This window comes from Puia sp. P3 (assembly GCF_050632245.1).
Taxonomy (GTDB): Bacteria; Bacteroidota; Bacteroidia; order Chitinophagales; family Chitinophagaceae; genus Puia.
Window position 1 is genome coordinate 7,646,630 of sequence record NZ_CP192583.1, and the last position, 23,838, is coordinate 7,670,467.

The following is a 23,838-nucleotide window of genomic DNA, read 5'->3' on the forward strand; positions in this document are numbered from 1 at the left end:
GCTTAGCGCCGCTGCGGGACATGACCTGAGATTGCTCGGGGAGCCACCGGCATGCCCCGACCGGCTCGGTTCACACGGGTCCCGCCACACGCGGTTCACACGGTCCACACTCCGCGGTTCACGCCACCCGCGGTCCACGCCCGCGGTCACCGCGGTTCACAATAAACTCACAACTCTAAAACTCATAAATCATGGAAAATATCGTCTCTACCTGGTGGAACAGAAACAAGATCATCCTCAAAAGTTTCCTCATCGGCTTCCTCGTACTCTTATTACTCATCCCCACTCTATTCATCCAAAATCTGGTGACCGAACGCAAACAACGCCAGATCGACGCCATCACCGAGATCAGCTCACGCTGGGCCACCGCCCAGACGATAACCGGACCCGTCATCGGCATCCCCTACAACGAGACGGTCACCGAAGACAAAACCACCCACGAGGTCAAAAAATGGGCCTACTTCCTCCCAACCAAACTCTCCATCCGGTCGAAGCTCGTCCCCGAAACAAGGTACCGCGGCATCTACCAGGCAATCGTCTACACTACCGAACTGCAGATCCAGGGCTCGTACGATAGTATCGCGTATAGCGAGCTCGACATCCCCCGCGAGAAACTGCTATACAACGAAGCCGCCCTCTTCTTCGACGTCTCCGATATTCAGGGACTAAAAGAGGATATGGTCGTTCATCTGCAAACCGGGACCACCACCCCCGCGGACCTCGAAATGGTACCCGCCAAATTCGCCACAGAGCAGTTCAAAAGCGCGCTCGGCGCCAGTTTCCCACGCTCTTTCCTTGAGACGAACGGCCCGATCACGTTCACCTCCACCGTCAGCCTCAAAGGCACCGGCAGCCTACTCTTCGTTCCAGTCGGCCGCGAGACAAAGGTCGAAGCGGCCTCATCCTGGGCCAGCCCCAGCTTCACCGGCAGCGTTCTTCCTGATACCCATACAGTAAAGGACAGCGGCTTCGTCGCCGACTGGAAGGTCCTCGCCCTCAACCGCAAATACCCCCAGCAATGGCGCCAGGGTTCCTATGATCTCGAAGCCTCGGCCTTCGGCGTAAGCCTGATCGTCCCGGTCGACGCCTACCAGCAAACTACGCGCAGCGTCAAGTACGCCATCCTGCTGATCGGCCTCACCTTTACCGCTTTCTTCCTGATCGAATGGATCTACGGCCGACCCATCCATTCCCTCCAATACCTCCTTGTCGGTTTTGCGCTCTGTCTGTTCTATACGCTGCTGCTCTCCCTCTCGGAGTACACCGGCTTCAACACCGCCTATGCCATCGCGGCCATTGCCACCATCGGTCTCATCGGCTGGTACGTCGGCAGCATGCTCCGCTCGTCCCGCATCTCGCTGTTTGTCGTCTTCCTGCTGGCCGTACAGTACGGCTTCGTATTCACGCTGATCCAGCTGCAGGACTACGCACTCATCATGGGTAGCATCGGGTTGTTCATCACGCTGGCGCTGGTCATGTATTTCTCGAGGAAGATAAAATGGAATAACTGATGGACGTAGTATTTGAGCCCATCTTAAGTATCCTCCTTTTCCTCCTGTACGCACTCGGATTTGTCGCGTTCGTCGTCGAGCTCATCCGCCGGATGATGGGCCTGGAACAGACTTTCGCCTGGAAGGCCGCCGAAGTGTGCCTGATACTGCCGGAAGCGGTCGGGATCTTTTCGGATATCGGCCGTGTCAATGACTGCTGTCACGAGACGGCGATGCTTTCCCTGCACCATCGGTTGTCCATACTGGTTATTTCGGTCGTCTCTGTCGTCGCCTATTTCTATTCCTCCCGGCGCGGGAGACTGGCGACACCCGGTATCGAGGTCATTGTCAACTGCTGCCTGGTGGTAGGAATGGCACTGTGGGTAGTGATCGCGTTTCACGAAAGGACTGGCCGTTCGTCGTCTTTTTCGTCCTGCCTCAGCTGGTGCTGTTCGTGCTGGTCCTTTCGAAGAACCACGCCCTGGCCCTCGCGACCCTGACCGGCCAGGAGGGCAACGGCGAGGCAGCCGGCGACCAGGTGACCCCCGACCAGCCGCTGCTGCTAAGATGGTGCAGAAAGATCCTCTTGCTGCAGGCATTCAAAAAGATACCCCTGCTACTGCTGCTATGCCTGCCGGTACTCGTTGTACTGGCGGGCGTACTGCTGCTCTTCGGCCAGCAACCCGACTCCATGATCCGCGCGTTCACCGACACCTACAAACAGGGACTTTCTCAATTGGACTCCCAGTGCATCGGCGTCCCTTGCGCCGAAGGACATTTCCTCTGTTCCGTCGCTGCAGGTGGACACCCGGGCTTCGTCAGACCCATCCGTACCGGCATCCGCCGCGGCAGACAAATTCTCTGCAACCGCCAGCTGCTGGTGGCCAACGCCTTTGAAGAGCTGCTGCAGCAGCGCCTGCCCGGTCTCCACCGGCCCATCCGAAAATTCTACAACAGGGTCGGCGTCCTTGTCCACCGGCACTACGGGGTATTCAACAACAAATGGATCGCCGACCTGGTCTACCTGCTCATGAAACCACTCGAATGGATATTTCTGGCGACCCTGTACCTGGCCGATCGCCGGCCGGAGAATAGGATAGCAACACAGTACACCATTTCGCCGCCACCGACCGGAGACCGCAATCAGAATAAAAAAATAACTCATGTTTGATTCTTATGAAATAGCGGACATATATGGGTTGTTATCGGACTTCCTGTCGCGATCCTGTTCATGGCGGCTATTGTCGCCAATTTTCGAAGATCAGATTTAGCCAGGCCGTCCCCGACGATGCCCTGGCACGAAAATTTAGACGATTCAGAGGTGTGAACCGCCGCAACAAGAGGTGTGAACCGCCGCTGGGTGAGCGTGAACCGCCGCAACACGGTGCGTGAACCATCGCTACACAGCATGTGAACCGCCGCTATACGGCGTCAGGAACCGCACGCAGCCATTTTCTCCCCCGGACAAAAAGCCGGGCACCGCGACCGCTGCATGAGGCGGTCCGGTGAATCTGGCCCAAACCCTGAGGTATTTGGATATCGCGGAGATATTGGGGTGACGCCGGCCGAAGAAAAGGCCAGTCGTGACGATTGATGCAAAAGGCCGGTAAGCGAATAGCTTACCGGCCTTACTATTTTTATCCGTCATTAAAAATCCACACCCATCGACACATTCAGCACCGGCTTGCCGCCGAAGAACGTGTTCATCTGCCAGCCCGCGTCAAATCGCAGGAAATAACCCAGCAGCGTGCTTCTGGCCCCAAATCCATACCCGCCCGCAAACGGTCCCAGGCCCCCGCCTTCACCAACACCTGAAGGTTCGGCGTGTAAGGCAGATTGTTGGGGTCCTGACCATTCAGCTGCGAGTCATCCGGATACACCTGCAGCGGACGCTTGATCTTGTTATAGGCCCCGTTCCACGCCGTGCCAAGGTCAAAGAATTGTATCAGCTGGAAATTGCGAAGGAAAGCGTTGTTGATCGGCTTGTTGAACAGCGTAGCAAATACCGGCAGCCTGAATTCGCTGTTGATGACCACCGCATTGTTGCCATTGGCGATATTCTGCCGGAAGCCGCGAAGGTTGACCGCCAGCGACTGGAAAGCATAGCTCGCGTCCTGCGCCGGCTGAGGATTAGTATAGGCCTTGGGGAAGAGCCAGCCGTCCGTACCACCGAGGTAGTAAAGGACCTTGTTGCTGCCCCACGAGAAGTCTCCCGCCGCACGCACCGCCCAGATAAAGTTGCGGTAGATCGGCAGATAGTGCCTCGCGTCAAATCCGAAATTGTACGTGTACTTGCCCGGACCGGCGCCATAGCCGCTGTTCAGCTGCGTGTTCCAGTCCATATAGAATTTATAGCGGAGGCCGTTCCAGATATTGGTAGCCTTCAGCAGGGTATTGTCATAAACGTACTCCATATGCACCAGCCCGTAAGTCTGCCTGGCCTGCGGCTTTGCCTTCAGCGCGATCGAGTCTATCGGCGACAGCGGCGGGAAGCCGTTGACATCAGGACGGATGATCACCTTATCCGTACGGTAGCCGACCGAAAGCCGCAGACTCCGAACCTTGTCGAAGGGGTATTTGATCACCCCCTGCCATAAATTCGAATAGGCCTTCGCGTCATAAGGATAGGCCGAAGCCAGCGCCGCATCCTGATAGGTGCCCGTCTGCGTCTGCCGGTAATAGATCACCGAATAGTCCAGCAATTTCTTCAGATAGTCCACGCGGGCATACCATTCGCCGCTGCCGTCGAAAAAGCTGCCGTTGCCAGGCGTAAACGCCGCGTTCTGCGTCGACGAAATAGGGGAGGAGTTCGAACCGCTGCCGAAAAAGGGCAGGCGGATCGCGCCGGTGAACCGGATGTCTTCGAACAGGTCGAAGATCGAAGCCTTCAACAGACCGCTGAAGGCGTCCTGCCCGCTCATATTGATCGGCAGCGAACCCGTATATGGCTGATACTTGCTGATAAGTACGTCGTTGTTAAATCCGGCGGTGAAATTGTCCACCGAGAACTTCAGCTTATAGTCGAACAGCTTCGCCTTCTTCAGTACCGGCTCTTCCCTCGGCTCAAGCGAAGGACGGGCCGCCAGCGGATTGACCACGGAGGAAGGGCGTTTCGGCCGTGATGAATCCTTTCCGAATTCACTGTCGAAAAAGTCGTTATTGCCGGGCTGTCTGCGGCTGCTGTCGTTGCGGGCCTGCGGGGCCGGCCTGAGGACGTTGGCGACGGTGATCTGATTTTCCTGGACCGTCTTTTTGCGGTAGTCGGTCATCCGCGCATTGATATTGCGTTTCTTGAGCGCGGCATCGTCGACCTTCAGCTTGTAAAGGAATTTGAGATTTCCCTCCTCACGCACCTCGCTGACCTGCCCGTTGTCGCCGGCACTCTTCGTCTCGACCAGACCGCTCTGATAGTTGGTGATGGGGAAGACATAGGAAGAGTCGTTCGTGATCGTAAAGACATAGGAGGTGTCGGGCTCCTTCTTGTTCTGGGCGCGCAGCATGGAATCCAGCTCGGCCGGATCGGGATTGTGCAGCAGTTCGTCCCCGACCTTATAGACTGTGTCCAGTCCGGCGCGCCGCGTCGTAAAAAAGCCGGCATACCGGTTGGCGATACCATTCTCGTCGCTCACGAACGTAAAGTGATTGGTATTGTACTGCATCGGAGACCGCGCATTCCCGTACCGGAGGTAGGTGAGCTGCGAGATCTGCTTGCCTTCCGCGTCATTCCAGTTGTCGACCATGAAAATATTGTAGTGGTAGGTGGACGGCAGCACCGTATCTTTTGTGCTGGCGCGACCCGACGGGCGGTTCGAAGCAAAGATGATCCCCGTCTTGCCCGGAAAAGCTACGAATGACGCGTCGAGGTCGTCGTACGGATCGTTGGTGATCTGTTTGTACTCCTGCTTGTCGATCTTGTAGGTGTAGATATCCGACTGCCCGTTGCGGACGGCGCTCAGCAGCAGGGTATTCTCGTTGAGCATGTATTTGAAGTCCTGCACCTGCTGGAAATCGGGCAGGTCCTGCACCACCGGCTTGTACCGGCGGGCGACATCATAAACAAACAGCTTCGTCTTGCCCCTGTCCCAGTAGATACAGGCCAGCCGGGTTCCCTTATTGTCCCATGCCAGCAGGGGGTAGTGCGGATTTATTTGTTCCTGCAGGCTGCGTACGCCGTTGGTCAGCAGGACTTTCCTGTTGATATAGTTGTCATTGAGGACGACCTTGTATTTGCCGCTATGGTATTCCACGACGGCATAGGTCTGGCTCTTGGGCGTCGGGTTGGGGGAGAAGCTGGACGAAATCCTTGCGGTCGTTGATGTCTTCGGTGACCGAGACGGTTCCCTTGGGGAAGTTCCGGCGGCCGCGGATATCCTTCTCGTACTTGTCTTCCTCCTCGTTCATAAAGTCCTTGAGGACCTCCTTGAACTTCTTTTTGCAGATGCGCATCGACGCGTTGTTCAGGTTGCGGTAGACGCGGGCCAGGTAGAGGAAATACGTGACGTTCTCTTTTTTATACTTCTCGCCCAGATAGACCCAGAAGGCGTGGCCGGCCAGATTGGGTTTTTCGAAGGCGAACTGGTAAAGTTCTTGTACCGGCCGGATAGCATCGCCTGCTTCAGCTGGTCGTCGAGCACGGTATTCCAGTTCTCCCCGGCGTATTCGATATAGCCGTCGGTTAGCCACTGGGGCAGATCGAGCAGGGCCTGGTTGGTGGCAAATTCCCCGGGTCGTCGCCGAAAAGGATGTTCTCGACGAGGATGCGGGCGATACCCTGCCTGATCTGGATGCGGAGATTGTTGTGGTCGCCGTTATAGTAGACGACCATCTTGTTATTGACCAGCTTGGTGATACCCCCCGTCGTCTGCCAGTCCAGGTTCAGCCCGATATTGGACTGTTCGAGGTCGTTGTAACTGTTGTAAATGACGATATTGGCGCGGCGCTGCAGCCCGTATTCCACGAACCGCTCGATCCCGGGCAGCTCTTTTTCCGCCAGCTGGGCGACGAATTTGCCCAGTTCCTGGCCGCCTTCACTGAAATAGCTGTTGAAATTGGGGGTTTGGTAGTATTTCCACTTAAAGTTTTTGAATTGCAGGCGGTTTTACCGAATTCCACCGTGTTCACCTGAGCGAGGGTATGGCCGGAGAAAAAGAAAAGTCCCAACAGTAAGAACCAAAAAAAATAGTGTGACTTCAACCTAAACTGATGAAATTGCATACCTGCTTTTCTTTAAGTTTTTAAAGTTATAACAATCCCAAATACCGGTGAAATTGATTTTGAAAACAAAAAATTTGATATATGCTGACGGTAAAGGCCTTTGAATTCAACCCAGTACAAGAGAACACATACGTGCTATTCAATGAAAAGGATGCCTGCTGTATCATCGATCCGGGCTGTTATTTTGGCAACGAACGTACGGCGTTACAGGAATTTATTGAACAGCAGGGCCTGATCCCCCAGCTATTGCTCAACACCCACTGCCATCTGGACCACGTCTTCGGCAACAAGTTCGTCTACGAGACCTGGGGCTTACCGCTCCACCTCCACGAAAAGGAGCAGCCCGTCCTTGCCCGGGCCCCGGAAGCGGGACTTTTATGGGGAATGCCCTTTGAGAACTACCGCGCCGGGCTCGTCTACCTCACCCCGGGCAAACAGGTGGCGGTCGGCGAAGACGAACTGACCATCCTCTTCCTCCCCGGTCACTCTCCGGGCAGCGTAGGCTTTTACAGTAAAGATCAGGGATTTATTATCGGCGGGGACGTTCTGTTCCGGGGAAGCATCGGCAGGACCGACCTGCCTGGGGAGACCACGAAACCCTGCTGCGGAGCATCCGCGAACAGCCGTGGCCGCTGCCCGACGAAACCATCGTTTACCCCGGCCACGGCGAGCCGACCACTATCGGATGGGAGAAGAAACACAACCCTTTTTTGAGGTAAGGACCCGTCCCGCGGTTCATGGGCCGTCCGTGGGCCGTCGGGCCGTCAGGCCGCCGCACCCCGCGAAAGAAACTTTCCGATATACGGCATCCGCTCAAACTCCTTCCTCTCCACCCTCAGTACGAACACGGCATAGGCACCGATAAACACCGTCCCCAGCCCCAGACTAAAATACCGGTTCGGCCAGAACCCTGTCACCACATGGTGGTACCAGCCAGATCACCGCCACTATCACCATATACGCAGTCAGCTTCTTCCAGGCATACGGTACCCGGTATACCTTCTGCCCCCAGACATAGGAAATGACCATCATACTCCCATAACAGGTGAAGGTCGCCAGGCCGAAGCCATATATCCAAAAACGGGGATGAACAGATAGTTGACCAGCAGCGTGATACCCGCCCCGATCAGCGTGATGTAGGCCCCCGACAACGTGTTGGTAGAGAGCTTATACCAGATGGAAAGATTGTAGTAGATGCCCAGGAACATATTGGCGAACAGCAGTATCGGCACCACCTTCAGACCCACCCACATGGTATGGTCGGTAATGAAGTACTTCCAGATATCGAGGTACATGGTCACGAACAGGAACATGCCGCTGATGAGGATCACAAAGAATTTCATTACCCGCGCATAGGTCCGCTGGGCGGTGCTCTCCACGGACTGGCGGAAGAAAAAAGGCTCCGCGCCCATTCTGAAGGCCTGGACAAACAGCGTGATCAGCAGGGACAGCTTGTAACAGCCGCTATAGATACCTACCTGATAGGTGGCGTAGTCGTTGGCGTGCGGCAGCCGCTTCACCAGAAGGATCCGGTCGAAGGTCTCGTTGATCATCCCCCCAAAACCGACGATGGTCAGCGGCAGCGCATAGACCATGACCTCCTTCCAGAGCGCGGTATTAAATGCCCATTTGAAGCCCTTCAGCAGCGGCGACAACAGGAACAGCTGAAAAAGATTCTGCAGCGTATTCGCCAGCAGCACGTAAGTGACAAACCCGAACTCGGGCCGGTATATGAATCCGATAATGCTGTTGGGATGCGTCTTCAGCAGACCCGGACAGACGGAAAGGAAAAAGAACGTCAGCGATATATTTACCACGATACCGGAGATCCGGATCGCCGCAAACTTCCTCGGCTTCCCCTCGTTGCGCAGCCTCGCAAAGGCAGCGCCGACAGGGCGTCGAAGGCGATCAGGAACGCGCTCAGCACCACATAATATGGGTGTTTGGGGATATCGATCAGCTCGGACACCGGTACCCGAAAGGCTATCAACAATATCGTGATCAGGGTCGTGCTTCCGAAAAGAGAGATAACGAGGGTAGAGTAGAGGTCTTTCTGTGTCTCTTTCCGCTGGATATACCGGAAATAGGCCGTATCCAGTCCAAAAAGCACCCCAATGTTTACAAATGAGATAGCAGCATAGACCAGGCTCATCTCCCCATACTCCGGCGTCCCCCCTGAACTTGTAGGCCAGATAGGGAGTGAGCATATAGTTGAGGAACTTGGCCAAAATCGAGCTCGCGCCATACCAGATCGTCTCTCCCGCTAATTTTTTAATACTGCTCATAGTGCTGATCGGCAAAGGTATACCCGTACCCGGGAATTAACGGCGCCGCCCCTATAATATTTCCTCTTCCCGTATAATATTGTGCTTCAGCGCGTAGATCACCACCCCCGCCGTATTTTTCACGTCCATCTTTTCGAGGATCCGCGTGCGGTACCCTTCGACGGTACGCTTGCTCAGGAACAGCAGTTCGCCGATCTCCTGCGCGGTATGCTGCCGGCAGATCAGCCGGATAATATCCTTTTCCCGGTCGGTGAACAGATGGGAATGCCCCTTGGGACGCGAGTCAAACTTACTCTTGACGATCAGACTGGCCAGATGCGCGGTGGTATGCTTGCAGTAGAAGATATTGCCTTCGTTGACGGTCATGATGGCCTCGAGGATCTCCTTCTTGTCTGCGTTCTTGAGCAGATAGCCCTTCGCTCCCGCCTCCAGCATCTCGACGATCAGTCCCTCTTCCTCAAACATCGAAAGCGCGATGATCTTCAGCTGCGGGTATCGCTGCAGCAGGATCTTTGCGCCCGAGATGCCGTCGAGCCTGGGCATCTTGATATCGGTGAGCACCATGTCGGGCTTTTCTCGTCTACCAGCTGCAGCAGCTCGTGCCCATCCGAGGCCTGGCCGACCAGGGTGACCGCTTCCTGTTTGGACAGCATTAAGGCCAGTCCATCTCTAAAAATTTCGTGGTCATCGGCAATGATCAGCCTGATACTATTTTTCATCCGGATATGCTGTTTAATCCATAGCCCACTGGCCCAGCACCAAATTTAGGGAAAGCAGCCCACAGGCACAGCGCCGGGATGCAATTATTTAGATTAAAGTTGAGGGTCACCCTAAATTGATAGGGATCTTAATAAAATAGTTGGTGCCCTCGCCAGGCGCCGAATCCAGCGTAAGCACGCCATTCAGGATCTCGCAGCGGCTCTCCAGACTCCGCAGACCCAGACCATGCGATCCCGCCAGCGCCTTCTCCCTGTCAAAACCCTTCCCGTCGTCCTTTGTCAGACAGAGCAGATGCCCGCCTTCCTCGCTGAAGCCGATCTGCAGTATGCTCGCTCCGGAATGCTTTATCGTATTGTGCACGATCTCCTGGATCATCCGGAAGATATGGATCTCCTTTTCCCTGGGAATGACGATCTCCTTGACGATGAACAGCTGGATGCTCACAGACTGTTTGGTGTTCATCTGGTTGATGAATTCCCGGATCGCTTCCACAAGCCCCTTTCTTTCCAGGGTATTGGGCAGCAGATCGTGGGAGATCCGCCGCAGGCTGCCGATGATCTCGTCGAGGTATCCCCCGTCTTGTCGAGCACCCGGCGGTCATCGGGACTCTCCACGTCCACGCTGCTGATGTTCAGCTTGACCGCTGACAAAAGAGGTCCAAGACTGTCGTGCAGGTCGCCCGCTATCCGCTTGCGCTCGTTCTCCCGGATCGTGATCTCCGCAAAGATCTTCTCCCGCTGCAGCCGCATATACCGCCTGTGATACCGGATGATGGAAAAGAAAAAGTAAATGATGATGATCGCAATGATCAGCGACATCAATATGGTTATATTAAGGATCCTGGCTTCCATTATTCATTTATTGCCTTCGTGTTTCAACGGGCTACCCTCTCCCGCAGGGTGAACTTTTGCGGAACCGGTATAACCAGGAAAGCAATAGCAAAAATAATGTTTGTTAGCGCATTAATATATGCAAACGAGCCAATTATGGTACTGGTAATCTGACTTTCGTCGTACAGGCTCACCTGATAGGCCCATTCGTAAATTATCTTATATATAAAAAAGATAATAAACCCAATACAAAGCAGGAAATCCGGGCGTTGCAGCAGCTTGCGGTTGTCGTGCGTGATCATAAAATTGATCTTATTGACGCTGAGAAGCACCGCCGTGAAGGAATACAGGAACATAAAATAAGGCGGGAACTCACGGATATGCCCAAACACCAGGTCCTCGACCAGCCAGACCAGACAGAAAAGGCCTACCATGCCGTAGAAGATCGGTTTTTTCGACCGCCATAATCCCCAGACATGAAACTGCCAGAGGATCAGCAGTGCTTCCGCGAGCGCGTAGAGGTTGTTGGGTATGGCATTGCTATGGTGCCTCACTTTTATGAGGTAGCCGCTGATGGCCTCTTCCACAACCCCGAGAATGATCAAAATAAAAAAGGGATGGTACCCCTGGCCAATTCGGCGCAGACGTACCAACCCGGTGATCAATGGAATTAAGATCGTCTGACTGAACAGGAATAGTAAAAAAGATGTAATCATAGTTTGATAGACTAATGAATAGTTCTCCTACAGTCAGGTGGTATGAATTTCAGTGTGTAGATGAATAGTTTTCCGGGTTTTGAAGCGATTTTTGGGATCGCCCGGCCGGTTAGTTCAGGCCGCTCGATCCGTCGTCGCAAACGGTCGGGCAGCGCTGACCCTGTTCAACCGCCTGTCCGCCGCCGGTCGTCAGTTCCCTCGTCTTCATGGGGGTCGTACCCGGAGCCGGATTGCCGTTGAGGTCTACCATACGGTCGATCATATCGTTGCCGTCCTTGTCATAAGGAACCAGCACCAGCTTGATCTCGCCGCCAGGACCCCTGCCGAAATAGATACGGATACCCTTTGCATGCCCCTGTTTGTCATTATGCTGCGACAACAGCTTGACAAATACATCGGTCGGCCACGCTTCGGCGTGCCCAAAATGCATGGAATCGGCAAATTTGGAGCAGGTGGTGTCGAAATTCGCGATGGAAGCCCGGAAATCGGCCGTCAGCTGTCGCGCAACTTCGATTGGAATGACGTGTTTGTCGAGCACGGTGTCCTGGGGGAGGGGAAAACTTACCTGGTCCTTTGGAGGCTGATTACACGCCGAAAAGCCGGCAACAATGATCAAAGAAGCTAAAAAGGGGAGAAGCAGCCGGTTTGGGCTAGGGAGCTTGTTCATAAGAATTGTTTTAAAGATTTGATTAGGCCGCCAAAATAATACATCCCTTTTACATCCCTTACAAGTATTAATGCTGAAATAAATAGGTAGAACTACGCATAATAAGTAGTACATGTGCGCTAGGACGGCAGGCGGGCATGACGGAACTTTGTGCTGCTCCAAAACCCAGAACCCATACAGGGATCAAATATCATTCTACCATTAAACTCTTTTTGTGAGGTTATACAGCAGCCAGCCAGCCGAAAGGTCAGCGAAGCTGCTGTTTATTTTTAGCCAGGGGCCGGGGGCAGGAGCCGGCACCGGGCTGGCACCGGAAAGCTGCACGCTCTGGCGGGACTCACTCATACCCCTGATCCTTTTCCTCCCCTCCTTGGTCTGGGACTGCTTCTTCTTATTATCGAGCCTTTTCTCCTTCACCGCCTTCGAAGGTCTGGTGGCTATGCGCCTTTTCTCTTTCTTCAGCGCCTGTTCGATCAGCAGGTGCATCTTCCGGATGACCTCCGCCTTGTTCCCCAGCTGCGTGCGGTGCACCTGGGACTTGACCTGCAGGAGTCCATCGGCGTTGATCTTTGCCGATAGTTTGTGTTCCAGCACCTCCTTCTGCTCCTGATCCAGCAGCGCCGAGTCGCGGATGGAAAAATACCCTTCCACCATGGTTTCCACCTTGTTGACGTTCTGTCCGCCCTTTCCGCCGCTGCGGGCCGTCCTGAAAATTATTTCCTTTGTAAGGTCTGTCATAATTGGGCGGAGCCCAATTCGTACCTGAGGCCCCAGGCCGAAAGTACAGACATTAGAGGGACGGAGATAAAAAATTATTTTTTCTTCAATTTTTTATCTCCATATCATTATCTTGTCGCCGGGGAGTATTCGTTTTTGCGCCCGGCAAGTTAAAGATAAATTAAAATCGGTCTGATGGGAAAGAAGAACGCCTCGCCGACCTGAGATGGTCCGGGAATTGCAAAAGGTTCTCTGGCCAGCGTCAGTGGTAGACCTCGCATTAACCGGAATGAAATATATAATCAGGGATTTATTGAAAAGGGCCGTTCCCCATATCGTCGCCATCGTCGTTTTTCTGGTGGTGGCCGTCGTCTATTGCAAGCCGGCATTCGATAACAAGGTCCTTTTCCAGGAAGACGTCCTCCAGTGGCAGGCAATGGCCCGCAATTCCTTCCAGTATAAAGAGACACACGGTCATTTCCCCCTGTGGACGAACAGCATGTTCAGCGGTATGCCCGCCTTTCAGATCGCCCTGGACACCCAGTCGGTGAATATCCCCGAGCTGTTCTATGGCCTGCTGACCTTCTTTCTGATAAAACCCGCCAGTTTCTTCTTTCTGGCCTGCATCTGTTTTTACTTTCTGGCAATGGCCCTGCGTATCAACCCGTGGATCGGCCTCATCGGCGCGCTGGCCTATGCCTACGCGACCTATAATCCGGTGATCGTTAGCGTCGGCCACGACACGAAGATGCAGGCTATCGCCCTGATGCCCGGCGTCATCGGCGCCGTCATCCTCGTTTGCGAACGGAAATACTGGACGGGGATGGCGCTTACCGCCCTGTTCACCGGCCTCATGATCCAGACCAACCACATGCAGATCGTCTACTACACCATGATCATCGTAGCCGGCCTGCTGATTGGCTATTCCATACGCTGGCTGCGGCACCGGGACGGCTGGCATATGGCCCGCACCCTGACCATCGTCATCGGCGCATCGGTCATCGGCATCCTCTGCAATGCGGTGGTCCTCTTTACGACTTTCGACAGCTCGAAGGAGACCGTCCGCGGCGGCAGCGAACTTTCCACCGGGACGAACAGCGGCCCGTCGAACGGCCTTTCCGAATCGGTCGCCTTCGACTTCAGCATGTACAGACTGGAGCCGCTGGTCATGCTCGTCCCCAACATTTATGGCGGCAGTACCGATATACCACAGATCTCCGCACCAAACTCGGCCGCGGTGAAAGCCATGCAGAAGATGCCGGCACAGCTGACCGCGCAGATTGGGGAAGAAGGACCCCGGTATTACTGGGGCGGCGTTGGCGAGCTGATGTCGGGCCCCCTATGCCGGCGCCATCATTATCCTGCTGTCGGTACTCGGCCTCTTCCTGCTGGACAACCGTCACAAATGGTGGATCCTCGGCGTAGCCGCGGTCACCATCGTCATGGCTCGGGGGGCTATTTCAAACCGTTCAACAGCTGGCTGCTGGAATGGCTGCCGATGTACAATAAGTTCAGGGCGCCCAGCATGATCCTGGTCGTGCCCACGCTGCTGTTCTGTATAATGGCGGTACTGACTCTGCAACGGCTCGCGGAGACAGAGGACCGGAAGACCCTGTGGCCCCGTTTCAGGTGGGGGCTGCTGGCGATAGCGGGCATATTTGCGGGTCTCGCGCTGCTGTATTTCCGGTTTGGCTACGGCAGCGGCTGGGAAGGCAATCTCCTGCAAAAGGCCGAAGCTATGGGCGGCCGGGCCCTCAGTTCAACCAAAGATTTTGTAGCGGCGCTGCGTCTCGACCGTCAGCGGATCTTCGGAGAAAGCCTTCTCCGCAGTCTGGCGCTCATCGCCGCCGCTTCGGTGATCATCGGGCTTTATATCCGATCGCGCATGCGCCCTGTTTACGTCATGCTGGTCGTGGGCGGCCTGACCATTGCCGACGTCATGAGCGTCGACCTCATCTATCTTAACAGCAGCAACTACCAGGAGAAGAACGACTACCAGCAGAACTTCGTGGTGACCGACGTCGACCGCCAGATCATGACGGACAGGGACCACTACCGCGTGCTCGACCTGCGCGACAGCCTCTCCGAAGCGCTCAGCTATGGAGCCATGACGGCCTATTCCCACAACTCCATCGGCGGCTACCACGCGGCCAAACTGAAGATATACGAAGACCTGATCAATAACCAGCTGGTCAACTACCCGCGCTGCGGCCCGGTGATCGATATGCTCAACACGAAGTATATCATCAAACGCAATCCCTCCGGCAGGGACACGGCCATCTATAACCGGGACGCCCTGGGTCCCGTATGGTTCGTCCACAGGGTAAAGTACGGGTCGACCGCATCGGACGTGATGAGCTCGCTCAATGGATTTCATCCGGACTATACAGCCGTCGTTTTTGCGGAGGACAGCTGCAAGGTCAACTATGACGCGGTTCCCAAAGACACCGAGGGGGGATCGAACTGCTCCGCAACGACAACGACGACGTGACCTATCTGTCCGAGACGACCGACAATCGCTTCGCGGTATTCAGCGAGGTCTTCTACAAACGCGGCTGGAGGGCCTGGATCGACAACAAGGAGGCGCCCATCATCCGCACCAACTATGTGCTGCGCGGGCTCTCGGTTCCGGCCGGCCGCCACATCATCCGGTTCTTCTTCCGGCCATTGTCCTTCTATCTGGGCCGCCAGCTGCAGTGGATGGCGTCGATCATCTTTATGATGATGTTCGCAGGCGCCGTCATCGTAGCCGTTCAGATGATGAAGAAGATGCCGCTTCCCGACTACCCCAAACCAATGCTGCAACCCGCCTAAAAAATGAGAGCCGTAATACAGCGCGTCACTCACGCCGCCGTCACCATCGAAGGAACTGTCAGATCATCTATAAAGACCGGCCTGCTGGTCCTGATCGGCATCGAAGACGCCGACACTGCCGAAGACGTTGAATGGCTCAGCGGAAAGATCGTCAACCTGCGTATCTTCAACGACGAGGCGGGTGTAATGAATCTGTCGGTAAAAGACGTCGACGGCGGGATCCTTCTGATCAGCCAGTTCACTCTGCACGCAGCCACCAAAAAGGGCAACCGTCCCTCTTATATCCGCGCGAGCAAGCCGAATATTGCGGTTCCCCTTTATGAGAAAATGATCGACCGGCTTACGGCCGACCTCGGCAAATTGATCGGGACCGGAGAGTTTGGCGCCGACATGAAGGTCGAGTTGCTGAATGACGGACCGGTAACGATACTGATCGATACGAAGAGTCGCGAATGAAATGAAGCGACCGGGCGAAGAGAGGAGCAAGGGACGACGCTCCGCCAAAGCCCCGAGTAGCCGAGCCTTTGGCGAAGTTTCAGCACCTCGTGCGAAAGCCTACCTTATCTCAAACTTATACCCCACTCCATACAACGAACGGATATAGTCTTCACAACCCGCCTGATTGAGTTTGCGCTTGAGGTTCTTCATATGCGAATAGATGAAGTCGAGGCTGTCGTAACTCGAGGCTCCCTCGCCGGAAAGATGCTCGGCGATGGCGTTCTTGGAGATGACGCGGTTCTTGTTGGAAGCCAGGTATAGCAGCAGGTCGTATTCCTTACGGGTCAGTTCCAGCTCGCGGTCGTCCACGAATACGGTCTTTCCGACCAGGTCGATGACCAGCTGGTTCAGCACCGAGGGTCTTGTTGCCGTCGAACCGGCGTCTGCGGATCACGGCTGCGATCCGCGCATTCAGCTCGGAAAGATGAAAGGGTTTACTCAGGTAGTCGTCGGCGCCGAGGTTGAGGCCGTCAATTTTATCGTCGATGGAATTTCTTGCGGAAATGATGATGACACCATCAGTCTTGTTGTTCGCTTTTAGTTGTTTCAGAACGGTGAGGCCGTTGCCGTCGGTGAGGGAGATATCCAGCAGGACGCAGTCGTAGTCGAAAAGTTCTATTTTCTCCATCGCCGAACTGCAGTCGGGCGCCAGCTCGCACAGATAGTTTTCTCCTTTGAGGTAAGCGGCCATGCTCTGGGCCAAATCAATCTCATCTTCTACGATCAAAATTTTCATTAGTCAAAATAATATACACAATCTGGCGATATTCTGAATCTGATCTACAAAATTTGGAAATATCTGATACTGAAAAGATCTTTTCCGCGGTCCTACCTTCGTAAAAAGGACAGAGTCCATCAATCATCAAATATGCAAATTTACCAGGTAGACGCTTTTACCAAAGAAGTTTTCCGGGGCAACCCCGCGGCCATCGTGCCGCTGCAGGAATGGCTGCCGGACCAGCTGATGCAGCGCATCGCGATGGAAAATAATCTCGCCGAGACGGCTTTTTTGTGCAGGAGGGTCCGGCTGGTCAGCCCGCCGCGGCCGACGGGGCCCCCTCAGACCAGGGATCCTCCGCCACATCCCCCGCAGCCGCCACATCCCCCGCCGCCGCCTCCCCCGCCTCCCCCGCTTCCCCCGCCTCCCCCACTTACCTAATCCGCTGGTTTACACCCACAACCGAGGTCGCTCTCTGCGGCCACGCCACCCCGGCCTCGGCCCAGGTGTTGTTCGAATGGCTGGGTCACAAAGGCGATATTATCCGATTCAACACTCTACGGAGCGGCATGCTGGAAGTATCCAGAGGCCGGAACCCCAACGAGTACACCCTCAATTTCCCCGCCGGGGCTCCGCAGCCCACGGACCCGGTGCCCCTCGTCTTCGAAGGTCTGGGGATCTCTCCCAAACCCCTGATGAAAGGTACCACTGACTATCTGGTCGTGCTCGACAGCGAAGACGAGCTCGCCGCGCTGAAGCCCGACTTCCGCCGGCTGGCTGGCGTCCCCGGCAGGGGAGTGGTCGTGACGGCTCCGGGCAAGTCGACCGATTTCGTCTCCCGCTGCTTCTTCCCCCAGTCGGGGATCGATGAGGACCCCGTCACCGGTTCCGCGCACACGATGCTGGTTCCCTACTGGGCGCAAAGGCTTGGCAAGTTACAGCTGACCGCCATCCAGCTGTCCGCAAGACAGGGCTGGCTCGACTGTCGCCTCGACGGCGACCGCGTGTATATGAGCGGCTATGCGAAGACCTTCCTGAAAGGAGAGATATTGCTATAAAAAAGGCGGCCCCGTCAGGGGCCGCTTCAATATATGTTGATTGCCGGGGCAACTACGCCGTCGTCGGCTTTTCGAAATCGAATTGTGGAGTCTGTGCGGCTTTAAAGGCCACGGGATCACCGTAGGGACCGATATACCTTGCATCGCCAAATCCGAGTATCGGCCAGAAAACGATACCAAGAAGTATCAGTCCGACAGTAAACCCTTCGTCTTTTCCAAAACTCTTGGAGATCATGTTGACCGTCCAGATGTAGTAGACGATGTTGACCACCGGAATCAGCATCAGGAGCAGCCACCATCCGGGCTTACCACCGATCTTGATCATGATATAAAAATTGTAGATCGGGATGAGACAGGCCCACCCTGGCTGGCCGGCTTTTTCAAAGGCTTTCCACATTCCGGCGATTACCACGACGACGATCGCGAGCTCGAGTACAAAAACGAAACCGAACATAGGTAATAGTTTTTAGTGTGTTACCAATATAGTCCCGTTTTCTTACAAATGCAACTCTCCGCGTATTAAATACCGGTAAATAGGGATATTGCGGTATTTTTACGAAATAAACCAGGCAGGACAATGTCAGATACCAACCCGGCCACATCCCCTCTATCCATCCGTCAGGCGCAGGACCTCGTGGACGGCTGGATCCGCACTACCGGCGTACGTTATTTCAGCGAACTCACGAATATGGCCATCCTCACCGAAGAAGTAGGGGAGGTGGCGCGCCTGATGAGCCGCCTCTACGGCGACCAGTCCTTCAAAGAGTCCGACAAGGGAAAAGAGTTGTCCGACGAACTCGCCGACGTGTTGTGGGTCCTGATCTGCATCGCCAACCAGACCGGTGTCGACCTCACTGCCGCCCTCGAAAAGAATTTTACCAAGAAAACTATCCGCGACGCCGCCCGGCATCAGGAGAATGAAAAGCTGCGGTAGACCGGAGGTGTGAACCGCTGACTCTCGCTGTGAACCGCTGACTCTGGCTGTGAACTACGGAACCCCGGCTGTGAACCACGGAACCCTGGCTCCCCTCCGCGGAACCTACTCCGACCTCAAACTCTTCACCGGCGACATCAGCGCGGCCCTCACGGCCTGGAATCCGACCGTCGCCAGCGCGATCAGCACCGATGCTATCGCCGCGACCGCGAACATCCACCAGCTCGATGGAAATGCGATAGGCATAACTCTCCAGCCACCGGCTCAGCGCCCAGGCGGCTAACGGCAAGGCTACCACGTTGGACAGCAGTACCAGCCGCAGAAAATCCTTCGAGAGTAAACCCGTGATCCCTGTGACGCTCGCGCCCAGCGCTTTGCGGATGCCGATCTCCCGTGTCCGCTGTTCCGCCGTATAGGCCGCCAGACCGAACAACCCGAGACAGGAGATGAAGATGGCCAGCGCCGCAAACAGACCCGACAGCTTGCCGACCAGGCTCTCGGCCGTGAACTTCGAATTGAATTTATCGTCCACCCAGCTGTAGTCGAAGGGGTAACCGGGATTGTCCTTCTTCATCACGGCCCCGATGGAAGAGAGAGCCTTTTCTGATTGCGCGTTTTGCTGAAGACGAATATAGAAGTATGCTCCCCGGCTAGGCTGGGAATAAAAGATCACCGGGTCCGGCTTGCCATAAAAGTCGCCGTAGATATAGTCTTTCACCACACCCATTACCTGGTCCTGTCCGTTGTCGGATTTGAGATACTTGCCGACGGCGCTGCCTGCACCCATCATTTTGGCCAGCGCCTCCGTGATGATGACCTTGCCGCTGTCCTGCGTGAAGTCGTCCCTGAAACCGCGCCCGTCGATCAGCTGCATGCCCATGGTTTTTATGTAGTCGTGGTTGATGTTGCGGATCGATATGAGCACATCGGCCTTCGGATCCTTGCCCGGCCAGCTATAGCCGGAAGTATTATTGGATATGTCGAGGTTCTCCATATCGCAAAGACCGGTGCTTTCCACGACACCGGTCTGCAGGAGGTCCTGCTTCACGGCCTCATAATTGTTGACGAGGGCGGGTGAACTGCGAAGGTCCAGCAGGTTGTCCTTGTTATAGCCCAGTTCGCGCGACTTGATATGCTGCACCTGGCGATAGATGATGAGTGTGCTGACGATCAGAAAGATCGAAATGGAGAACTGCGCCACTACCAGTACTTTGCGGGTCGTCTCGGCGGCGCCGTCGCTTTGTCTTCAGCCTTTTAAGCACGTGTACCGGGTTGAAACCGGAAAGATAGAGCGCGGGGTAGCTGCCCGCCACAAGTCCGCAGACGAGGGCGATCGCCGCCAGGGGACAGGATATGCAGCGGTTGTCCGATACCGAGAGATAGCTGCTCTTTCACCAGTAGATTGAATGCGGGCAGTACGAGACCGATCAGCAGGACTCCCAGCGCGACTGACAGGGTTGAAAGCAGCACCGACTCCCCGATGAACTGACTTATCAGCCGCCCCCGTTCGGCGCCGAGCACCTTTCTCACGCCTACCTCGCGGGCCCTCTTCTCGCTGCGCGCGGTCGAAAGGTTCATGAAGTTGATACACGCGATGAGAAGGATGATGCAGGCGATATAAGTGAAGAGGCGAACGTATTGTATCCGCCCGCCACTCTGTTTGCCGTCTACGAACTCGTCCCGCAGGCGCCAGTCTTTCATCGCGATGAGCAGCGGCTGTGCGCCGGCCTTCTGCTCCGATTTCTGGCGGATAAAATCTTTCAGCTGCAGATTGATCCTGGCCGGGTTGGCTGATGGAGCCAGCTCCACAAATGTCGAAAGGCCGTTGGCGCCCCAGTACTGCAACCATTGATTGTCTTTTTCAAAACTGGCGAAGGGTATGACGTAGTCCGGCCGGATGGTGGAATTCAGCGGGAAATCCCTATAGACGCTGCTGACGGTAAAATTCTCTTTGTTGGCGACGCGTATCGTCCGGCCGACGACGCCGCTGACAGAACCAAAGAACTGACGGGCCATGGTCTCGGACAGGGCCACGCTGTTCAGGTCGCGGCTGGAGGTCGCTGCACTCCCTTCCAGGAAACTCATCGAGAACATGCCGAACAGCGTCGGGTCGGCGTATATGCCGGCCTCGTACATATTTTTGTCCTCCAGGCTGAACAGCATTTTTCTGTCGCGGGTACGGCAGGTACTCACGACCCCCGGTATGTCCGCCTGCATAGCTGCCGCCAGCGGACCCGGAGATGACCCAAAGGTCCGGATCACGCCGTTGTAGGTCTGGTTGGTCCGGACATTATAGATATATTCCTTCTTCGGGAAAGGATCATAATTCCACTCGGCCTCCACCCACAAAAAGATCAGACCCGCGCAGGTGACCCCGACAGCAAGTCCGAATATGTTGAGAAAACTATAGGTCTTGTTCTTCCAGATATTCCGCAGGGCGGTGAGCAGATAGTTTCTGAGCATATGCCGAAGATTTCCGCACCTGGCGGCCAGGATAATGCCACTGTGTCAACTGATTGACATTCATTAAGTTGAGCCGAGTCCCCCTACAACACTTGTTCGGTTTCGCTACAATGGATGTCCGGTTCATCAACCCGCCACCCGGCCGTCGCCACCCTCCTGAACGAGGAGGTTCCAACTCCCTCACCGATCGTATTTTGCACCAGATTTTTCGGGCGGGTCCTTTATCTTTGCCGCCTATGGCAAATGATTCGAACAAATTCCAGGCGATCATCTCGCATTCCAAAGAATACGGCTTTATCTTCCCTTCCAGTGAGATCTATGACGGGCTCAGCGCGGTGTATGACTATGGTCAGTGGGGCAGCGAGCTGAAGAAGAACATCAAGGATCACTGGTGGAAGAGCATGACCCAGCTGCAGGAAAATATTGTTGGTATCGACGCTGCCATATTCATGCACCCCATGACCTGGAAGGCCAGCGGCCACGTGGACAATTTCAGCGACCCGATGATCGACAACAAGGATAGCAAGAAAAGGTATCGCGTCGATCACCTCATCGAAGCCCGTATCGAAGCCCTGGAGAATGACGGCAAAAAGGCCGACGCCGACGCCCTCCAGACCGAAATGGACCGGCTGCTGAAAGAAAGCGACTATGCGGGCCTGAAGAAATTGATCGAAGACCAGAAAATAAAATGCGGCGTCAGCGGAACCTCCAACTGGACCGATGTGAGACAGTTCAACCTCATGTTCTCTACCCAGCTGGGCAGCGTTTCCGAAGAAGCCAGCGAGATCTATCTCCGTCCCGAGACCGCCCAGGGTATTTTCGTCAATTTCCTCAACGTCCAGAAGACGGGCAGGATGAAGATCCCCTTTGGCATCGCACAGATCGGCAAGGCCTTCCGCAACGAGATCGTCGCCCGTCAGTTCATCTTCCGGATGCGCGAGTTCGAGCAGATGGAAATGCAGTTCTTCATCCGCCCTGGCACACAGAAGGAATGGTACGAGCACTGGAAGCAGGCGCGTATGCAGTGGCATCTTGGACTGGGCATCCCCGCTGAGAAATACCGTTTCCACGACCATATCAAGCTGGCCCACTACGCCGACGCGGCCTGCGACATCGAATTTGAGTTCCCCTTTGGCTTCAAGGAAGTGGAAGGCATCCATTCCCGGACAGACTTCGACCTCAAAAATCACCAGGAATACAGCAAGAAGAAAATGCAGTATTTCGATTCAGAGATCAACCAGAACTATATCCCCTACGTGATCGAAACCTCCATCGGTCTCGACAGGACCGTGCTGATGGTCCTCAGTCAGGCCTATACGGAAGAAGACCTGAGCACTCCCGAAAAACAGGACAGCCGTGTGGTACTGAAGTTCCCGCCGAAGCTGGCGCCCATCAAACTGGCGGTTCTGCCCCTCACCAAAAGGGACGGACTCCCCGAGATCGGCCGCGAGATCATGGACACGTGCAAACAACACTTCAAGTGCTTTTACGAGGAGAAAGACGCCATTGGCAAGCGCTACCGCCGGATGGACGCCATCGGCACCCCTTTCTGCGTCACGGTCGACCACCAGACCAAGGAGGATCAGACGGTTACGATCCGCCACCGCGACACCATGGCCCAGGAGAGGATACCCGTCAGCGCCATAGCGTCTATCGTCAACGGACAATTGATCTAGCACCGGTCTCACCCGCTGGTCTCGCCGCGTGAATCATACCCCACAGGGGAGTTCCATTAACCTCCTGGGGTACCCGCGTGAACCACACGGACACCACCCGCGTGAACCGCGCGATCGGGCGGGGTCAATTCACGTGAACCACACCCTCACCTCGCGCGTGAATCGCGTGAACCACTACGTCAACCTACCCCTAAAGGACACCCCTATAACAAAATTTTTGAAATCGCTGCATCAAAAAAATAAACATCTATGGATAAATAAATGCTGCGGTTTTGTTGGGCTTTTCAATTTATTTATCGCTATATTTGGCCACTGGATAAAGTGCTGAATGCTTGTCCACTATCCCCTGAATAACTCTGCCGCTAGTACTTGGAAGGCCGTTCTCTTTACAGAACCTTAAATAATTTAATTACAATGCCTTTTACGTTTACGTTTGATGTTGTAATCAACCCTATTATCCTTAGCCTCTCTCTTCGCCGGTGTTCTCATGGGTTATCTCGTCGGCCGCGCCAAAATCTATAAAACTGAAGACAAGCTCAGAAAACTCGAAACCGAACTCCTGAGCAGCCACCAGGAAACCCTCGAATCACAAAGGGCCCTCGTCGAACTCGAATCCCGCGTTCAGCAGAGCCGTGGCAGCCCGGTCATCCCGATGAAAATCAATCCGTCCAAAGAGACCAAAGAAAAGGCCACCAAATAGTCCTCCGCGATTCCCGCGACCCCGACTAAGGTTCGCACGATCCGGACGATCGGCGGACCCAGCAATTCCGCAGGACCGCCCAGGTTCCGCGGGACCACTCAGCACCTGACGACCCCGGTCTCACTGACTCAACCATATAATTCCTGGTGAATAGATTTCCTGTCGTACCCCAGCGCCTGTATACGCTGCTTGGCCTCATCGATCATATTCTTCCACCCGCACAGAAAGAAATTCGCCGGCATCTTCGACTGACAGATCTCCTCATAAATGGCATGGACATACCCCGTACGGATCAACGGACCCGCCTGCTCCCTCGAAAAAGTAGGTATATAGTGAAA

The 23,838-nt window shown here is 55.0% G+C and carries 29 protein-coding genes and 1 pseudogene; 12 read left to right on the top strand and 18 right to left on the bottom strand.

The features are described from left to right. Positions 1-191: 191 nt before the first annotated feature. From creD to ACQ86N_RS48170, 3 genes are read left to right on the top strand one after another with little or no spacing between them, the layout of a single operon-like run. Complete coding sequence (creD, locus tag ACQ86N_RS48160; protein WP_431213287.1) at positions 192-1,511, top strand: cell envelope integrity protein CreD; 1,320 nt, start codon at positions 192-194, stop codon at positions 1,509-1,511. After that, on the top strand, positions 1,511-1,990 hold the full coding sequence (locus ACQ86N_RS48165) for a hypothetical protein (protein WP_431213288.1): 480 nt from the start codon (positions 1,511-1,513) through the stop codon (positions 1,988-1,990). The genes creD and ACQ86N_RS48165 overlap by 1 nt, the downstream gene beginning before the upstream one ends. Continuing rightward, the gene (locus ACQ86N_RS48170) at positions 1,945-2,661 is read left to right on the top strand and encodes a DUF6688 domain-containing protein (protein WP_431217906.1); all 717 of its coding nucleotides are present in this window, start codon (positions 1,945-1,947) and stop codon (positions 2,659-2,661) included. The genes ACQ86N_RS48165 and ACQ86N_RS48170 overlap by 46 nt, the downstream gene beginning before the upstream one ends. A 532-nt stretch (positions 2,662-3,193) precedes the next feature. Here the strand turns inward: ACQ86N_RS48170 and ACQ86N_RS48175 are convergent. From ACQ86N_RS48175 to ACQ86N_RS48185, 3 genes are read right to left on the bottom strand one after another with little or no spacing between them, the layout of a single operon-like run. Then, entirely contained in the window at positions 3,194-5,737 is a 2,544-nt protein-coding gene (locus tag ACQ86N_RS48175; protein WP_431213289.1) for a hypothetical protein, read from the bottom strand. Further along, positions 5,724-6,173 carry a hypothetical protein gene (locus ACQ86N_RS48180; protein WP_431213290.1) on the bottom strand — a complete coding sequence of 150 codons (450 nt, stop codon included), beginning with the start codon at positions 6,171-6,173 and terminating at the stop codon, positions 5,724-5,726. The genes ACQ86N_RS48175 and ACQ86N_RS48180 overlap by 14 nt, the downstream gene beginning before the upstream one ends. Further along, positions 6,166-6,447: a hypothetical protein gene (locus ACQ86N_RS48185; RefSeq protein ID WP_431213291.1), complete on the bottom strand. Its 282-nt coding sequence runs from the start codon at positions 6,445-6,447 to the stop codon at positions 6,166-6,168. The genes ACQ86N_RS48180 and ACQ86N_RS48185 overlap by 8 nt, the downstream gene beginning before the upstream one ends. A gap of 338 nt (positions 6,448-6,785) precedes the next feature. Here ACQ86N_RS48185 and ACQ86N_RS48190 point away from each other — a divergent pair, with 338 nt between their 5' ends. Next, entirely contained in the window at positions 6,786-7,418 is a 633-nt protein-coding gene (locus ACQ86N_RS48190; protein ID WP_431213292.1) for an MBL fold metallo-hydrolase, read from the top strand. 171 nt (positions 7,419-7,589) lie between these two features. Here ACQ86N_RS48190 and ACQ86N_RS48195 read toward each other — a convergent pair whose 3' ends face one another. From ACQ86N_RS48195 to arfB, 9 genes are all read right to left on the bottom strand, one after another. Continuing rightward, the gene (locus ACQ86N_RS48195; RefSeq protein WP_431213293.1) at positions 7,590-7,736 is read right to left on the bottom strand and encodes a hypothetical protein; all 147 of its coding nucleotides are present in this window, start codon (positions 7,734-7,736) and stop codon (positions 7,590-7,592) included. Next, the gene (locus ACQ86N_RS48200; RefSeq protein WP_431213294.1) at positions 7,733-8,521 is read right to left on the bottom strand and encodes a lipopolysaccharide biosynthesis protein; all 789 of its coding nucleotides are present in this window, start codon (positions 8,519-8,521) and stop codon (positions 7,733-7,735) included. The genes ACQ86N_RS48195 and ACQ86N_RS48200 overlap by 4 nt, the downstream gene beginning before the upstream one ends. Next, positions 8,515-8,856, bottom strand: coding sequence for an oligosaccharide flippase family protein (locus ACQ86N_RS48205; protein ID WP_431213295.1), 342 nt, complete (start codon positions 8,854-8,856; stop codon positions 8,515-8,517). The genes ACQ86N_RS48200 and ACQ86N_RS48205 overlap by 7 nt, the downstream gene beginning before the upstream one ends. 184 nt (positions 8,857-9,040) lie before the next feature. Then, positions 9,041-9,553 (bottom strand): response regulator, encoded by a 513-nt coding sequence (locus ACQ86N_RS48210; protein ID WP_431213296.1) that lies wholly within the window; start codon positions 9,551-9,553, stop codon positions 9,041-9,043. A 261-nt stretch (positions 9,554-9,814) separates the two neighbouring features. Next, the gene (locus tag ACQ86N_RS48215) at positions 9,815-10,201 is read right to left on the bottom strand and encodes a sensor histidine kinase (RefSeq protein WP_431213297.1); all 387 of its coding nucleotides are present in this window, start codon (positions 10,199-10,201) and stop codon (positions 9,815-9,817) included. Next, positions 10,168-10,560: a histidine kinase gene (locus ACQ86N_RS48220; protein ID WP_431213298.1), complete on the bottom strand. Its 393-nt coding sequence runs from the start codon at positions 10,558-10,560 to the stop codon at positions 10,168-10,170. The genes ACQ86N_RS48215 and ACQ86N_RS48220 overlap by 34 nt, the downstream gene beginning before the upstream one ends. Before the next feature lie 23 nt (positions 10,561-10,583). Next, the gene (locus tag ACQ86N_RS48225) at positions 10,584-11,126 is read right to left on the bottom strand and encodes a hypothetical protein (RefSeq protein WP_431213299.1); all 543 of its coding nucleotides are present in this window, start codon (positions 11,124-11,126) and stop codon (positions 10,584-10,586) included. 238 nt (positions 11,127-11,364) lie between these two features. Next, complete coding sequence (locus ACQ86N_RS48230; protein ID WP_431213300.1) at positions 11,365-11,922, bottom strand: hypothetical protein; 558 nt, start codon at positions 11,920-11,922, stop codon at positions 11,365-11,367. Positions 11,923-12,123: 201 nt separating this feature from the next. Beyond that, complete coding sequence (arfB, locus tag ACQ86N_RS48235) at positions 12,124-12,660, bottom strand: alternative ribosome rescue aminoacyl-tRNA hydrolase ArfB (RefSeq protein WP_431213301.1); 537 nt, start codon at positions 12,658-12,660, stop codon at positions 12,124-12,126. A 268-nt stretch (positions 12,661-12,928) separates the two neighbouring features. On the opposite strand from arfB, the gene ACQ86N_RS48240 reads away from it, so the two are divergent. The 3 genes from ACQ86N_RS48240 to dtd are packed head-to-tail and all read left to right on the top strand — an operon-like array spanning position 12,929 to position 15,909. Further along, positions 12,929-15,130: a hypothetical protein gene (locus ACQ86N_RS48240; protein WP_431213302.1), complete on the top strand. Its 2,202-nt coding sequence runs from the start codon at positions 12,929-12,931 to the stop codon at positions 15,128-15,130. Continuing rightward, complete coding sequence (locus ACQ86N_RS48245) at positions 15,127-15,453, top strand: YfhO family protein (protein WP_431213303.1); 327 nt, start codon at positions 15,127-15,129, stop codon at positions 15,451-15,453. The genes ACQ86N_RS48240 and ACQ86N_RS48245 overlap by 4 nt, the downstream gene beginning before the upstream one ends. A gap of 3 nt (positions 15,454-15,456) precedes the next feature. Next, entirely contained in the window at positions 15,457-15,909 is a 453-nt protein-coding gene (gene dtd / locus ACQ86N_RS48250) for a D-aminoacyl-tRNA deacylase (RefSeq protein ID WP_431213304.1), read from the top strand. A 99-nt stretch (positions 15,910-16,008) separates the two neighbouring features. Here the strand turns inward: dtd and ACQ86N_RS48255 are convergent, their stop codons facing one another. Together ACQ86N_RS48255 and ACQ86N_RS48260 are read right to left on the bottom strand one after the other, a co-directional pair. Beyond that, the gene (locus tag ACQ86N_RS48255; protein WP_431213305.1) at positions 16,009-16,260 is read right to left on the bottom strand and encodes a winged helix-turn-helix domain-containing protein; all 252 of its coding nucleotides are present in this window, start codon (positions 16,258-16,260) and stop codon (positions 16,009-16,011) included. After that, positions 16,229-16,642, bottom strand: a complete 414-nt coding sequence (locus ACQ86N_RS48260) for a response regulator transcription factor (protein ID WP_431213306.1) — start codon at positions 16,640-16,642, stop codon at positions 16,229-16,231. Before ACQ86N_RS48260 ends, ACQ86N_RS48255 begins: the two co-directional genes overlap by 32 nt. Positions 16,643-16,819: 177 nt before the next feature. On the opposite strand from ACQ86N_RS48260, the pseudogene ACQ86N_RS48265 reads away from it, so the two are divergent. Both ACQ86N_RS48265 and ACQ86N_RS48270 read left to right on the top strand, forming a co-directional pair. Further along, positions 16,820-16,912, top strand: a pseudogene (locus ACQ86N_RS48265) (isomerase); the annotation flags it as partial. Positions 16,913-16,962: 50 nt separating this feature from the next. Continuing rightward, positions 16,963-17,727: a PhzF family phenazine biosynthesis protein gene (locus ACQ86N_RS48270; protein WP_431213307.1), complete on the top strand. Its 765-nt coding sequence runs from the start codon at positions 16,963-16,965 to the stop codon at positions 17,725-17,727. Between the two features lie 52 nt (positions 17,728-17,779). On the opposite strand, the gene ACQ86N_RS48275 is transcribed toward ACQ86N_RS48270, so the two are convergent. Next, the gene (locus ACQ86N_RS48275; RefSeq protein WP_431213308.1) at positions 17,780-18,181 is read right to left on the bottom strand and encodes a DUF5684 domain-containing protein; all 402 of its coding nucleotides are present in this window, start codon (positions 18,179-18,181) and stop codon (positions 17,780-17,782) included. Positions 18,182-18,304: 123 nt separating this feature from the next. Here ACQ86N_RS48275 and ACQ86N_RS48280 point away from each other — a divergent pair, with 123 nt between their 5' ends. Beyond that, on the top strand, positions 18,305-18,661 hold the full coding sequence (locus ACQ86N_RS48280) for a nucleotide pyrophosphohydrolase (protein WP_431213309.1): 357 nt from the start codon (positions 18,305-18,307) through the stop codon (positions 18,659-18,661). On the opposite strand, the gene ACQ86N_RS48285 is transcribed toward ACQ86N_RS48280, so the two are convergent. Then, positions 18,615-19,862, bottom strand: a complete 1,248-nt coding sequence (locus ACQ86N_RS48285; RefSeq protein ID WP_431213310.1) for an FtsX-like permease family protein — start codon at positions 19,860-19,862, stop codon at positions 18,615-18,617. The genes ACQ86N_RS48280 and ACQ86N_RS48285 overlap by 47 nt on opposite strands. A gap of 53 nt (positions 19,863-19,915) precedes the next feature. After that, complete coding sequence (locus ACQ86N_RS48290; protein WP_431213311.1) at positions 19,916-21,124, bottom strand: ABC transporter permease; 1,209 nt, start codon at positions 21,122-21,124, stop codon at positions 19,916-19,918. 236 nt (positions 21,125-21,360) lie between these two features. On the opposite strand from ACQ86N_RS48290, the gene ACQ86N_RS48295 reads away from it, so the two are divergent. After that, positions 21,361-22,800 (top strand): glycine--tRNA ligase, encoded by a 1,440-nt coding sequence (locus tag ACQ86N_RS48295; RefSeq protein ID WP_431213312.1) that lies wholly within the window; start codon positions 21,361-21,363, stop codon positions 22,798-22,800. Positions 22,801-23,287: 487 nt separating this feature from the next. Beyond that, on the top strand, positions 23,288-23,500 hold the full coding sequence (locus tag ACQ86N_RS48300) for a hypothetical protein (RefSeq protein WP_431213313.1): 213 nt from the start codon (positions 23,288-23,290) through the stop codon (positions 23,498-23,500). A gap of 128 nt (positions 23,501-23,628) precedes the next feature. Here the strand turns inward: ACQ86N_RS48300 and ACQ86N_RS48305 are convergent, their stop codons facing one another. Further along, positions 23,629-23,796 carry a hypothetical protein gene (locus tag ACQ86N_RS48305; RefSeq protein WP_431213314.1) on the bottom strand — a complete coding sequence of 56 codons (168 nt, stop codon included), beginning with the start codon at positions 23,794-23,796 and terminating at the stop codon, positions 23,629-23,631. Between the last annotated feature and the right edge of the window lie 42 nt (positions 23,797-23,838).